Below are 13127 nucleotides of genomic sequence, written 5' to 3'. Positions count from 1 at the left end.
ATTTCATCTTATCAATGCGCTGTAGATTGCGCCTGTAACAGTTTTTGTCTAAGATATGCACAACTTATCATTGATTGAATCCCTTGCTATGAATGCTAATCAAGCTTTATACCCTATTCGCGAAGTATCACGCCTGACCGGTGTCAACGCGATTACTCTGCGCGCCTGGGAGCGTCGTTACGGTTTGATTGAGCCAGTGCGCACCGACAGCGGTCATCGTTTATACACGGATGAACACGTGCAGGCGATTAAATGCGCAGTTGAACTGAGTCAACAAGGCGTGCCGATTAGTCAAGTCAAGTCGGTGCTGGATCAGCGGGCAGAAAGTGAGCATCTTACTCAAATCGCTGAATTTGAAGAGCTGGAAAGTCGTTTAAAATTGGCTTTACAAAAACTCCATATGGGCAGTCTGCAAGAGGCTTTGGATAACCTGTTTATCGAAGTGGATGAGACCAGTGTATTGCATCTGTTGGCGCGTTTTGATTTACTCCAAAAACCCGCGGAACAGAATGTGTTGTGGCAGTCTGCACTGCTACCGAGACTGTATTCACGTTTGCGTTTTGCCCAAAAACGTCTGATAAGTAACCGCCGTAACAAAACTATTTTAGTGGTTGAAAGCCGTGTTTTACGCTCGCCAGTCGCTAAGGCTCTTGCTGGATTATGGATTCTACAACACGGTATGCAGCCGCTGATGGTCGCCGCAACAGAGTCTTTGCCGGAAATGAAGCAGCTAAAAGCGTTGGATTGTGTGGGTGCGGTCTTCTTGGCGCAAAGTTCTTTGCAAGAGTTTGCAGATTACGGCACGCCAATTTATCCGGCTTTAGATTGTTTAGTTTTGTTGATGCAACCCAGTTCGATTGAGTTGCAAGCGGCGGTGCAGGTTGAGCAGCTGCGTTTTAGTGAGTTGTTTGCCAGTAAATACAGTTGGTAAAACGCGCTCAGTTAGGGCGCATTTCAGAAGTGATTAGGCTTCTTCCAATTCGGCAATGCGCTGTTGCGCAGCCGCTAATGCCTTGCGCAGTTCCACTTGTTCGGTTACGTCTTTTTGGATGCCTATGTAATAGGTAATCTGGTCATGTTCATCAAAAAATGGCGTAACGCTTAGCTCATTCCAAAAAATACTGCCGTCTTTACGGTAGTTTTTTAAAATAGTACGTACGGGTTGATTTTCATTAATCGCGTGGCGAACTTCACGGATGGCATCTTGTCCGGTCTCTTCTCCTTGCAAAAAGCGGCAGTCCTGGTAAAGAATCTCCTCGGCACTGTATCCCGTTAAGCGTTCGAAGGCGGGGTTGACGTAAATTAAAATGGTATCTTCACCTTCTTTTTCGGCGACAACAATCCCGTCTTGAGCTTGTTCAACCAGTTGGAGAAGCAGCGCGTTGCGAAGTTTCGGGTCTTTCATTTAGTTCACCATCTATTATTTTGCCCACATTTTAGCCAAGCCGATAGGTACGGGCAACCATTTAATCGGTAATTCTTCGGTTGACGAAGTTAATAAGTTTTAGGTGATTTTTTGTTGTGATAAATCAATGTTGTTTGGGTATTTCCAAAAGCGTTTTCAATTCTATGCGGTTGCTAAAAAATGGATGAAAACAGTTGTGTTAAGATGAATAGTCTATGATTTGAGCTATTCTGTGTCTTCTTAAATAGCGTGCAAATTTTTATAGCGGCTTAACACGCCGAGCGATAGGTGAGATTTTCATGAAACCATTTATGTTCTTTTCTACAGTATTGAATCTGCTCAAAGCGTGTCGATTTTGGTTAGGGTATCTTGCGCTTGGCATCATTGCTGTTTTAGTTATGTTGCCGAATTTTGTCGTCGCCGATACCTCGTCTTCTGTTATCGCTAAGCCGCTACCGCAAGAGCGTGTTTTGGGGGTCTTAGCACTGAATGGTACCAAGAAGACCATTGAACAGTGGACGCCGATGCTTGACTATTTGAATGCTCGATTGGAACTCTGGCATTTTCGCTTACAGCCACTCGCATTTTCCGAATTTGAAAGTGCTGTCGCACAGCGTAAGATTGATTACTTAATTGCTAATCCGGCACTCTACGTTGCGCTGGAGAAAAAGTATCAGGTTTTTCGAATAGGCACGCTTACCCGCGAGATAAAAGGCCAGCAAATCGAACAGTTTGGCGGCGTTATTGTGAGTGCCAAAGGCGTTGATGTTAAAACGGTGTTAAGTCTGCACCAAGAGCAGATTGCAGCGGTGGATAACTACTCCTTAGGGGGGTATTTGTTGCAGAAGCAAATGTTAGCCAAACAGCTTAATATTCCAATTAATGAAAACCGAGTGGCTTTTTACCATAATCATCAGTATGTGGTTGATGCGGTCATTTCCGGAGATAAAAAAGTGGGCTTTGTTCGCACGGGGGTTTTGGAATGGGCAGATAAGAGCGAGCAGCTTGAGGTGTTTCGTCCTCCTCAAACGCCTCTGTTTCCGCTTAAACTCAGCACCGAATTATTTCCCGAATGGCCGTTGGCTTCTTTAGCGCATATTAGCTACTCTGAAGCGACGCAGGTGATGCAGCAGTTATTTAATTGGCAGTCGCCGGTAATGCACATGGGGGCTGTTGAGCGCTATTCATGGACTGTGCCGCAAAATTATTTGGCGGTTCATCAACTGCTGCAAGATTTTCGTTTAGAGCCTTACCAGCAACCGCCGCAATTGGACTTTCACGCATGGTTAGCGCAATATCGTGAATGGGGATACTTTTTAGGGGTATTGCTTTTGGGATTAGTCTTGATGTCTGGATTATTGGGCCGCAAAACATCGCGTAATCGGCACAAAAGTCAGCAACTCTTGCCTCTTCAGCAGGAGCAACAGCAAAAAATTGCTGAGTTACAGTTACAACTTAAACAGGCGGCGCTCGAAGCGGAGCGTTGGTCGATAGTGCATGACAGCTTTCACCAAGGTATTCTCGTTTTTTCGATCTCGGGACGGGTATTGTTTAATAATCATACAATTGTTGATTATTTAGGATATGCCCAAAATGAGTTAACCGAATGCAATGTCTATCAATTATTTGCTAATTCACATGACCGCAATCTAATTCATTCGTTGGTTGCTTCACTGGAAGTGTCCGAAAATAATCCGTTAGGTATTCAAGAGCAACCGTTCGAGTTAATTACTGCCAGTGGTGAATCGCGTACTTTTAGAATGTCCATTTTGCCGGTTTGCCATGCCGTTGAATGGTGGTTAATCATGCGTCTTGAAGCGCTGTCTTGAGCGCACGATTGATTGTCTAATTAACCTGAATAAAACCGCGGATGCTGTTTTTATTTGGAGCACTTGATTGCGGTAATATATTTGCACGGCAAAATCTCAACAGCGCGGAAATTTGATGTTATGATTTGCCAAAAACTTAGGAAGCTTAAACGATGAGTGTGTTACCGAATCACTTAAAATATGCCGAAACCCATGAATGGGTATTTATTGATGAAGATGGTCTTGCGGTCGTGGGTATCACGGATTTTGCGCAAGAAGCTTTGGGCGAACTGATGAGCATTACGCCACCGGAGTTGGGTACGGATATTAGTCAAGGCGAAGAGGCTATGTCGGTCGAATCCGTTAAATCCGCTTCGGATATTTTTGCACCGATCAGTGGTGAAATCGTCGCTTATAATGAAGCGCTGGAAGATGAGCCGGAGTTGATTAACGAAGAACCTTATGATGCGGGTTGGTTATTTAAGATTCAGCCGCACGATCTGTCGGAATTAGACAGTCTGATGAGTGACGAAGATTATCAAGCGCAAATCGACGCAGAATAGTTTTTGCACATTTTGAACGCAACTGAAGAAGAGATAGGTGACTGTCTCTTCTTTTTGTTTTTTGCCGCACGGAAAAGAGAAGAAAATGCTAGCCACGTTACGCCTGAAAAAAAATGAAGATCGTCGCATCAAGCAAGGGCACCTTTGGGTGTTTAGTAATGAGGTGGATATCAATGCCACGCCGCTGAAAGATTTTCAGCCCGGTCAACAAGTCATTATCGAAGCCGATAACGGCAAGCCCTTAGGCATGGGTTATGTCAATCCTAACACTTTAATTTGCGCGCGATTATTAAGTCGTTCGGCCAAGTTGGAGTTGAATTTAAAGTTTTTGAAAAAACGCATTCAAGAAGCACAAGCCTTGCGTGAGTTAAGTTTTGATAAGCCATATTATCGGCTGCTTTTTGCTGAAGCGGATGGCTTGCCAGGCCTAGTAATCGACCGTTTTGGCGATGTGTTTTCGGTACAGATTTCGACTGCGGGTATGGAGGTAATTAAAGCCGATATTCTGCAAGTCTTGGAAAACCTTTACCATCCTCAGGCGATTGTTTTAAAAAATAATCTGGCAGCGCGAGAACTCGAAGGTCTACCGCTGTATGAAGAAGTGCTTGGCGAACTGCCCGAAGAACTGATTATCGAAGAGAATGCTACGCAATTTGCGATACCGGTTGAAGCCGGCCAGAAAACCGGATGGTTTTATGATCATCGCCAATCGCGTGCCCGTTTGCAATCGTTGAGTAAGGGCAAGCGCGTGCTGGATGTTTTTAGTTATTTAGGTGGTTGGGGCTTGGCTTGTGCAACCGCTGGTGCGGCAGAGGTGACGTGTGTCGATGCTTCTGAACTTGCGTTGGATGGCGTGGATAAAAATGCGCAACTTAACGGTGTGCAAGATAAGGTGGTTACTATTCAGGGGAATGCGTTTGATGTGTTGAACGCCCTAAAAACCGAAGAACAGAAGTTTGATGTGGTCATTGTTGATCCGCCAGCATTTATTAAACGTAAAAAAGATTTCAAGCAGGGCTTTGAAGCCTATAAACGAATTAACCAGTTGGCGATGCGCGTTTTGGCAAAAGACGGGGTTTTGGTTTCCGCTTCTTGTTCGCATCATTTAACGCGCGATCAACTATTGCAGGCGGTGCAATCCGCTGGACGCCATATCGATCGCCAAGTGCAACTATTTGATCAAGGGCATCAAGCGCCGGATCATCCGGTGCATCCGGCGATTCCAGAAAGTGAATACATTAAAACGCTGTTTTTTAAAGTGGGTCCAAGCTGGTAATCCGCATTGACCGCGCTTAATTTAAACCAACCGTTGGTGCAGTTCTCGCAGCATTCGCCGCTGGATTTACGACAACGGCATTTAGCCAAGCACTGTTTTTGGGAAGAGTATGATCAACTGTTGATTGTTGATGCGCGGCAGATCATTCCATCGTTGGGGGTTTTTGCCCTGCCAAGTTGGGACAAGATGATGCTGGATGCCGAGATGATTGGCGATTATCCCAGTTTTCTCAAGCCCTTTGATTGGCCCAAGGTTCCGGCGTTGCAAGCGTGGTTAAAACAGATTCCGCAATGGGTGCAAGATTCGTGCAAATTATTTCCACAGCAGCAACTTAAACTGCTTCATTATTGCGCTAAATACCCTCAAATCTTTGAGCTGCTTGACCATTCTCCCATGCTCGCTTGGCGTTTGGTTAGCAGCGATTTGCAAGAACCGGAGATTGTTGCACTGCTTAGCGGAAAACGCCAAGAATTAGTTGGCCAATTGGGCTGGCCTGGCAAAGCAGAAACAGTCAAATTATTGCGTAATTTACGGTTACGCTTTGTCAATCAGCAGATTGCCGAGCAGATTGAGGTCTGTATTCTTGACCCGAAACGCCTTGATGGACTCCAAGCTTTACCTCGGATTAATTCTATGGCATTGTCGTTGGCGGCTGGTTTTCCGGAGTTGATTGGCAGTCGTTTGCACCAATCTTTGGCGCAATTGCCTTGTCGGCCGATGCAGTGTCAATCGATGATTGCACTGTTAGCCGATGTGTTGCAGTTAAGTGAGCTCTTAACCCATAGTGGATGGATTGCGCAGGTTGCACAGTGCCGCTATCTTTCAGAAGTCGATGCGATTTATCAGCAAGCTTTGCAGAGCAGTTTGCCAATCGATTTGACGCTCAACGTAGACTTTCTTCACTCGGTTGCCACGCCTCTGGAGAATGACGCTCAGAGGCAACAATTGAGTTTGGCAGTGCAGCATCCGTGGCATTTGATTGCGGCAACCTTAACTCCAGAGCAGCGCATTGTGGCATGGCAAGAAATCGACGAGCATGGCGAAAAGCAAGTGTGGAGCGCTTTAGTCGCACTACCGCAAGCCGCAGATGATGCAACGCCACAGGTGTTGAAAATTCGCGGCAAAGAAAATCAACTTGCACAGGCTAAGCAGCTGAGTGATTTGCATCTCTGGCTGTTGCAAACATCGAAGGCTGAATGACACGCATCGCAATCCTTAAAAGCAAAAAAGCCCGAAGTTTATTCGGGCTTTTTTGCAATATCGGTGGTTTTATTCGGTGATAACGCTTTCTAAACCGATGAGATCGTCATAGGTTTCGCGGCGGCGAATAAGGTGTGCTTCGGCGCCATCGACCATGATTTCGGCGGCACGTGGGCGGGTGTTGTAGTTGGAAGCCATTGTAAAACCGTATGCGCCTGCCGACTTCACAGCCAAGAGGTCACCGGCTTTTAGGTTCAGATTGCGTCCCTTGCCGAGGAAATCGCCCGTTTCGCACACAGGGCCAACTAAATCCCATTGTGCATCGCTGCCATCGGTGCGCGGTGTGACGGCGATGATGTCCATAAACGATTGATACAGTGCCGGACGGATTAGGTCGTTCATCGCCGCATCAATAATCGCAAAATTTTTATGTGCAGTGGGTTTTAAAAACTCAACTTGGGTTAATAGCACTCCGGCATTACCGGCAATTGCACGTCCAGGTTCAATAATGACTTCGATCTGCGTATCGTTTAATTTCGCCAGAAGTGCGGCAATATATTCATTGATTGCGGGAGGGGTTTCATCGGTGTATTGAATCCCTAAGCCGCCACCTAAATCTAAGTGGTGGAGTTCTATGCCTTGTTGGGTGAGCTGAGCTTTAAGCGCTAAGACACGCTCTAATGCATCGACAAACGGTTTGATTTCGGTGAGTTGCGAGCCAATGTGACAGTCGATACCGATCGGTTGAATATGCGAGTGTTGCGCGGCGAGCTGATAGAGTTCTGGTGCGGTATTGATATCCACGCCGAATTTGTTGTCTTTTAAGCCCGTTGAAATATAAGGATGGGTTTTGGCATCCACATCCGGATTGACGCGAATCGAAATCGGCGCGATTTTATTTAACTGTTGCGCGACTTCTTGAATACGCTCCAGTTCGGCGTGCGATTCAATATTAAAACAGCGAATCCCCACTTCCAGCGCGCGTTTTATTTCTGCAGGTTGTTTGGCAACACCGGAAAAGACCACTTTTTTTGGATCGCCACCAGCACGTAATACGCGTTCCAACTCGCCTTGTGAAACGATGTCAAAACCAGCGCCAATTTTTGCTAATACATTGAGTACCGCAATGTTCGAGTTGGTTTTTACCGCATAACAAACCAGATGTGGTTGCGCGCCAAAGGCTTGATCGAATGCTTGCCAGCGTTCTTCTAGCGCGGCACGCGAATACACATACAGTGGGGTTCCGTAAGTTTTGGCTAAGTGTTGGAGGTCAACGGCTTCGGCCATTAAGGTGCCGTTTTGGTAGCTAAATGGATTCATAAACTTGATTGCAGTCCTAAAAATTGTCTAGTGTTACGGGGCGCTGGTTGTTGTGCTGATCGGCAAAGCCAGCCAGTGTTGGCTGTTTATCCGGCAAGGTCAAATCACTTTTTTTGCCGCAGCCGCTTAACAGTGTGCTGAGCAATAGGCCGCTAAGAACATAACCGATTGCTTTTGAGCATTTGTTTGTTGCGTTGCGCATAGTGCCGCCTAAGAAAAGGATTCATAAAAAAAATTGCGCTTATTTTACCAGAGCGCAAGCGAATCAACAGAGATACCTTGGTAATATTCGGTGAAATTGGTAAAGTGATGTCAGATGAAAAAAGAGTGAGGATTCGTGGTGTTTTCAACGCTTAAGCAAGAGAAACCGGTACTGATAGAAGCGCCTGGAAAAGCGCAAAAAGTGGTTATTTGGCTCCACGGTTTGGGCGCAGATGGGCATGATTTTGAAGAAATTGTGCCACATTTGAGTTTACCGGAACAGCATGGTATTCGGTTTATTTTCCCACATGCGCCGATTAGTCCGGTGACCATTAACGGTGGAATGCAAATGCATTCCTGGTATGACATCCGCAGCGAGAATCTGTTGGAGGATGTTGATGCTGCTGGGGTTCGAGTTAGCTGTTATCGGGTGTTTGAATTAATCGAAAACCAAATTAAAGAGGGCATTACCGCGTCTAATATTTATTTGGCGGGCTTTTCTCAAGGCGGCTTGGTGGCGCTGAATGCAGCGCTGAGCGGACAATATAGTTTAGGTGGCGTTATTGCGTTATCCACGTATTGTCCGATGGCGGAGCAGTTTTATTTGCATCGTGATATGCCGATTTTAATGTTGCATGGTGAGCAGGACCCTGTGGTGCCAATCCACATTGCAGAGGCTTCTCGCGATGCCATTCAAAAAGGGGGCTATCAAGTAGAGTGGCACAGCTTTGATATGCAGCACCAAGTTTGTGCAGAGGAGTTGGTGCAAATTGGCGAATGGTTGCAGGCGCGCACATGAACCAAGAAGATGCGTTTGCGCAGTGCCAGCAATTTTGGCAAGGGCGGCGTGGTATTGTGCTGAGTACGCAAAATCAAGAGGGTGTTTTACTTAGCAGCCACGCGCCTTTTGTGTATGACGAAGCGGGTCGATTGGCCGTGTTTGTCAGTGCGTTAGCGGCACATACGCAGAATTTACATGAGGCGTGTAAAACGGCGACCCCGATGGGCGGTTTATTGTTGCAGGATGAGCAAGACTGCACCCAAATTTTTGCGCGTGAGCGTTTGAGTTTAGTGCTGCTGCCGCGTGAGGTTTCGCGCGATAGTGCAGAATTTATCGCTTGGATGAGTCGCTTTGAGAGACGTTTTGGCGACATTATTGCTACTTTGCAAACCTTGCCGGATTTTGTGCTGTTTGAATTGCAGGTACAAAAAGCGGTGTATGTGCGCGGTTTTGCGCAAGCTTATGAATTTGTCGGCGGTTTGAACGTTCAACCGCAGTGGCAAAAACCGAGATAGGAAGGGTTGTATGGCTAATTCGCGCCGTTTTTTTCGTTTTGATGTCATGCTCAAAGTCTACTTACAGCGCCAAGGTACGGAGCTCAAACTGACTGAACAGGTGCTAAAAAGCCCGCAGCGTGTGCAGCTTCAACAACAGGTACGTTCGTTGGATTCGATGATTGGTCAGCTTTTAGAGGATATGTCAAATCGGGGGTCGAAAGTGTATCTGCTGTTTTTTAGCATCAATCAGCGACTGAACTACTTTGACTGGCTATTGAACGAGCTTTTAGAGCAGCGTAACCCAGCACAGCATCCGGAATTTAAATTTCGCAGTCGTGATGATTTGAAGCACAAGTCACCGGAGGTTAAGAAGGAATCCCCGACAAGTTTATTGGTGGCCGGTATTTATGGCGAAATCGACAGCGCGCTGAAGTCCTTAAAGGGGGCGATCGAGCACGTTTTAGACGATCGGTTATTTGTTTTTTCGCAACCGATAAAAAAACCGTTTGATAGTTTACTGTATGTGAAAAATTTGGAATCCTTAGTGCTGCGTGAGGTTCCGGCGGCAGTAATGTTGGATAAACTTTGCCGAAAATACAATCTTCTTAACCAGTTGTACAATTTCTTAAAGCAGGCTTATGCGCCGATTTCTTCGGCACAAGGTTGGCCTAAGATGGAGATTAATCTGAGTGCCGGCGGAGTTGCTTTTTTAAGTGCAGAAAAGTTTTCAGTACTTGAAACGGTGGATGTTTTTATGGAACTGAACGAGATTGTGTTGACTCGCGGTAAAGTCCTCTATTCACGCCAAGAAAACAGCCGACAAGCAGTTGAAACACACACAACCTTATACCGCACGGCGATTGAGTTTCAGATGCCGTCCGGTAGTGCACAACAACAAATTCAAGCTTTTTTACAGCATGAAGAAGTACGTCAAGCGCTAGAAAAAGTGCCTGCGGTTACGGTTTGGGCATTTTAAGCAAGGCCGTTTTATCAAACCGTTGCACCTGTATTGGCACGCTTAAGGGTCTGATTTTGTGTTCTAACCATTGATAATAGCCTTGCTGACCTTGGCAAGCCGCTCCGCAACCGCCACTGTGACAGCTTGTGGCGGAAAAATTCTGCAGTATTTGAATATGTCCTTGCTGAATTAAGGGCGCTAATAGCCCTTCGGCGGCATCCGTGCTTAAATCAAAACGGCGGCAAATGTCCTGCAAACTGACCCTTTCGCGCTGGCGAATATAGCGTTTAAGTTCTAAAAGAATCACGTTTGACTCCTTTCATGACGCGCTTCTCGCGATATTTATTTCCTAAATATTTTAAGCTAAACCAGAGCATCGTAAACAAGCTGGCAAACGTTGCTAGCCAAGCGGCTGAGCTTGCCGGATGTTGCTGAAAAGTGGCCAGTTGGTAGAAACTGACGGCCACTGCATAGCCGAGAAACAGGCTCCATGCGCCACTGGTGATTGCCCAGCGCCAGCCGAGCTCTTGTTTAATCGCGCCAAAGGTTGCAACACATGGAAAATACAGTAGCACTAACAGCAGATAGGCATAAGCGCCGATAGCGCCATCAAAAGCACTGACCATTTTATCCAGCGTGGATAGGCTAAAGCCTTGTTCGGCTGCAATCGCTTGTTTGTCAGAAATCGATTCAATCGATTGCAGACCGAGTGGGTCGGAAATATCGCTAAAAATCCCTCCCAAATTATCTGGTACGGTGTTCCAAGCTTGCAGTAAAGCACTGCCTAAGGCGAAGTCCGCGTTTGCGGATAAATCGACATTTTGCTGTTGATAGAGCGCGTCCAAAGAGCCGACCACCACTTCTTTGGCTAAAAGGCCGGTAAACAGACCGACTGTTGCCGGCCAGTTTTCTTCGGAAATTCCAAGCGGGGCGACAATTGGAGTTGCGGACTTGGCGATGCTACTTAACACAGAGGTTTCTTGATTTTCATGTCCAAAACTGCCGTTGGTGCCTAAACTGTTGAGGATATTGAGAATCAGTACCACGATAACAATCACTTTACCGGCATCGAAAATAAAGCTTTTTAAGCGGTTTCGTGTGTTGAGTAGGACATTCAAAACGGTTGGTTTGTGATAAATCGGCAGCTCCATCAGCAAAGGGGGAGCTTCGCCGCCGATCAGTGTTTTTTTGAGAACCCAAGCGGTAAGAATCGCGGCCAGTATGCCGATAAAATAGAGCGAAAATACCAGCAGCGCCGCATTGTCTTCAAAGAAAGCGGTGGCAAACATCACATAGACGGTGAGACGTGCGCTACAGCTCATAAATGGCGTCATCATCACGGTTTTAATCCGATCTTGCTGCGCCGGTAGCGTACGGCTGGCCATCACGGCTGGAATATTGCAGCCAAAACCGATGACTAAGGGCACAAATGCTTGACCGGATAAACCCAGTCGGCGCATAAAGCTGTCCATGATTAAGGCCGCGCGCTGCATGTAGCCGGTGTCTTCCAGTATGGAAAGTAATAAATACAGTGCGCCGATAACCGGAATAAAGGTGGCGACGACTTGAATACCCCCTCCAATGCCGTTGGCGAGCAAAATAATGAGCCACTCTGGTAAGCCGATGTTGTGCATGAGTTGGGCGCTACCATCCACAAATAGCGCTTGCGCACCTAAGTCGAAGAAGTCGATAAAAACATTGCCCACCGCAATCGACAAAGCAAACAGCAGATACATTACGCCAAAAAAGATAGGCAGTCCCCAGAGCGGATGCAATGCCCATTTATCAATCGCATCCGTGGTATTACGGGTGAATTGGTCTGTGTGTATTTGGCTGGCGTGCGCCGCATCATGCGCAAACTGGAAATATAAATCGGCGGCGATGAGCGCGAGGTCTTCCTGATAATGTTCTTCTAGGCGCTGTTTTTCGGCGGTACAGAAACTTTGTAATCCCAGTTCGGCTGTGTGAGGGTGAATTAATAGTTGTAGCGTTTTCCAGCAGGATTCGCGTACCGGCTGGGCGTGCTCTTTTTGCAAATCGCGTACCGCGTGGACGGCATTATGTAAGGCTTCTGGTAAGTCGAAATGCAGATCTACTTTATGGTTAAGCAGTTGTGGTAGTTGCTGTTTGAGTTGTTCAATGCCTTTATTGTGATAGGCGGAAACCGGAATCACTGGGCAGTGTAATTGTTCCGCTAGTTTGTCGACATCGATGTGTAAATTGCGTTCTTTCAGCAGATCCATACGATTGAGTACAACCACGACCGGTAAGCCCATATGCAACAGTTGTGCGGTGAGAAACAGTTGGCGCTCTAAGCTTGTGGCGTCAACCACGTTAATGATTAAATCCGCTGGTTGACACTGCAAAAAGTTACAGGCCACTTTCTCATCTAAACCGCACTGCTCGGAGAGTTCAAGGCTGTATACCCCCGGCAAATCAATAAGATGATAGTTCTGTTTATTGAGTTTGAAATAGCCGGATTTCTGTTCGACAGTTACTCCTGGCCAGTTGCCGGTGGTTTGTTGTGCGCCGGTTAAGCGGTTGAATAAGGTGGTTTTGCCGCAGTTAGGGCTACCAAGCAAAGCAATTTGTGTATTGTGTTGCAAGGCGTGGGTGCTTTTGTCACGCGGGTTACGGGCTACTACAGTCATGCAAGACGTTCCACGCTAATCAGTTCGGCGATGTCTTTATCCAGAGCAAAGCGGCTGCCATCTACGGTAACGACTAAGTTGTTTCCACGGCTCATAATGAGTTCGACCACACTGTTGGTGTGAAATCCTAAATTGACAAGGCGCATCTTCATATTCACGTCGCCATCAAGATGAGTGATTTGGGCTATTTGCCCATTTTGGCACTGCGCTAACCGCATAATTGGTTTCTCTAATGTTAAGGCAGTTTGGCTTGCTGTCGGCGATTTGTTCGCGATTAAATAAGCTAAACCAAAAACTGAAATTAAATGATAATAATTATTATTAGCGTATCTTAACAAAATCATTATTTGAGTCAAACGCGGCAATGGCTATGACGCACAGAAATTATTTATTGCTTATATTAGTCAGGGTTTATGAGTGAGCTTCATGGGCACGAAACATTAGAGAGACATAAAACAAGTCTAAAT

Annotated in this window: 14 protein-coding genes; 8 read left to right on the top strand and 6 right to left on the bottom strand. The window is 46.4% G+C overall.

Translation table 11 applies throughout. From position 1 onward, the window contains the following. Window positions 1–55 precede the first annotated feature (55 nt). Window positions 56–931: a MerR family transcriptional regulator gene (locus tag HRR27_RS10960; RefSeq protein WP_243830831.1), complete on the top strand. Its 876-nt coding sequence runs from the start codon at window positions 56–58 to the stop codon at window positions 929–931. A 33-nt stretch (window positions 932–964) separates the two neighbouring features. Here the strand turns inward: HRR27_RS10960 and HRR27_RS10955 are convergent, their stop codons facing one another. Beyond that, window positions 965–1405 carry a PAS domain-containing protein gene (locus HRR27_RS10955; protein WP_173273768.1) on the bottom strand — a complete coding sequence of 147 codons (441 nt, stop codon included), beginning with the start codon at window positions 1403–1405 and terminating at the stop codon, window positions 965–967. 299 nt (window positions 1406–1704) lie between these two features. Here HRR27_RS10955 and HRR27_RS10950 point away from each other — a divergent pair, with 299 nt between their 5' ends. The 4 genes from HRR27_RS10950 (at window position 1705) to HRR27_RS10935 (ending at window position 6252) form a co-directional block, all read left to right on the top strand. Further along, complete coding sequence (locus HRR27_RS10950) at window positions 1705–3234, top strand: PhnD/SsuA/transferrin family substrate-binding protein (protein WP_173273766.1); 1530 nt, start codon at window positions 1705–1707, stop codon at window positions 3232–3234. A gap of 152 nt (window positions 3235–3386) precedes the next feature. After that, complete coding sequence (gcvH, locus tag HRR27_RS10945) at window positions 3387–3776, top strand: glycine cleavage system protein GcvH (RefSeq protein ID WP_173273764.1); 390 nt, start codon at window positions 3387–3389, stop codon at window positions 3774–3776. Between the two features lie 85 nt (window positions 3777–3861). After that, window positions 3862–5052 carry a class I SAM-dependent rRNA methyltransferase gene (locus HRR27_RS10940; protein WP_173273762.1) on the top strand — a complete coding sequence of 397 codons (1191 nt, stop codon included), beginning with the start codon at window positions 3862–3864 and terminating at the stop codon, window positions 5050–5052. Window positions 5053–5058: 6 nt separating this feature from the next. Further along, the gene (locus HRR27_RS10935; RefSeq protein ID WP_243830830.1) at window positions 5059–6252 is read left to right on the top strand and encodes a hypothetical protein; all 1194 of its coding nucleotides are present in this window, start codon (window positions 5059–5061) and stop codon (window positions 6250–6252) included. A gap of 69 nt (window positions 6253–6321) precedes the next feature. On the opposite strand, the gene lysA is transcribed toward HRR27_RS10935, so the two are convergent. Both lysA and HRR27_RS10925 read right to left on the bottom strand, forming a co-directional pair. After that, window positions 6322–7572 (bottom strand): diaminopimelate decarboxylase, encoded by a 1251-nt coding sequence (gene lysA / locus HRR27_RS10930; protein ID WP_173273759.1) that lies wholly within the window; start codon window positions 7570–7572, stop codon window positions 6322–6324. A 16-nt stretch (window positions 7573–7588) separates the two neighbouring features. Further along, window positions 7589–7774: a lipoprotein gene (locus tag HRR27_RS10925; RefSeq protein WP_173273757.1), complete on the bottom strand. Its 186-nt coding sequence runs from the start codon at window positions 7772–7774 to the stop codon at window positions 7589–7591. Between the two features lie 138 nt (window positions 7775–7912). On the opposite strand from HRR27_RS10925, the gene HRR27_RS10920 reads away from it, so the two are divergent. Genes HRR27_RS10920 through HRR27_RS10910 form a run of 3 tightly spaced genes read left to right on the top strand, consistent with a single transcriptional unit; the run spans window position 7913 to window position 10027 of the window. Further along, a complete protein-coding gene (locus HRR27_RS10920) occupies window positions 7913–8572 on the top strand; it encodes an alpha/beta hydrolase (RefSeq protein ID WP_243830829.1) in 660 nt (219 codons plus the stop codon). Continuing rightward, entirely contained in the window at window positions 8569–9069 is a 501-nt protein-coding gene (locus tag HRR27_RS10915; protein ID WP_173273755.1) for a hypothetical protein, read from the top strand. The genes HRR27_RS10920 and HRR27_RS10915 overlap by 4 nt, the downstream gene beginning before the upstream one ends. A 10-nt stretch (window positions 9070–9079) precedes the next feature. After that, window positions 9080–10027, top strand: a complete 948-nt coding sequence (locus tag HRR27_RS10910; RefSeq protein WP_173273753.1) for a PilZ domain-containing protein — start codon at window positions 9080–9082, stop codon at window positions 10025–10027. On the opposite strand, the gene HRR27_RS10905 is transcribed toward HRR27_RS10910, so the two are convergent. Genes HRR27_RS10905 through HRR27_RS10895 form a run of 3 tightly spaced genes read right to left on the bottom strand, consistent with a single transcriptional unit; the run spans window position 10008 to window position 12878 of the window. Then, on the bottom strand, window positions 10008–10316 hold the full coding sequence (locus tag HRR27_RS10905; protein ID WP_173273751.1) for a FeoC-like transcriptional regulator: 309 nt from the start codon (window positions 10314–10316) through the stop codon (window positions 10008–10010). The genes HRR27_RS10910 and HRR27_RS10905 overlap by 20 nt on opposite strands. Next, window positions 10297–12660 carry a Fe(2+) transporter permease subunit FeoB gene (gene feoB, locus HRR27_RS10900; RefSeq protein ID WP_173273749.1) on the bottom strand — a complete coding sequence of 788 codons (2364 nt, stop codon included), beginning with the start codon at window positions 12658–12660 and terminating at the stop codon, window positions 10297–10299. The genes HRR27_RS10905 and feoB overlap by 20 nt, the downstream gene beginning before the upstream one ends. Beyond that, window positions 12657–12878 (bottom strand): FeoA family protein, encoded by a 222-nt coding sequence (locus HRR27_RS10895; RefSeq protein ID WP_173273747.1) that lies wholly within the window; start codon window positions 12876–12878, stop codon window positions 12657–12659. The genes feoB and HRR27_RS10895 overlap by 4 nt, the downstream gene beginning before the upstream one ends. Window positions 12879–13127: the final 249 nt, after the last annotated feature.

This window comes from Thiosulfatimonas sediminis (genome assembly GCF_011398355.1).
GTDB classification, from domain to species: Bacteria; Pseudomonadota; Gammaproteobacteria; order Thiomicrospirales; family Thiomicrospiraceae; genus Thiomicrorhabdus; species Thiomicrorhabdus sediminis_A.
The sequence above is the reverse complement of the archived record's forward strand: the minus strand, read 5'-3'. Positions and strand labels throughout refer to the sequence as shown.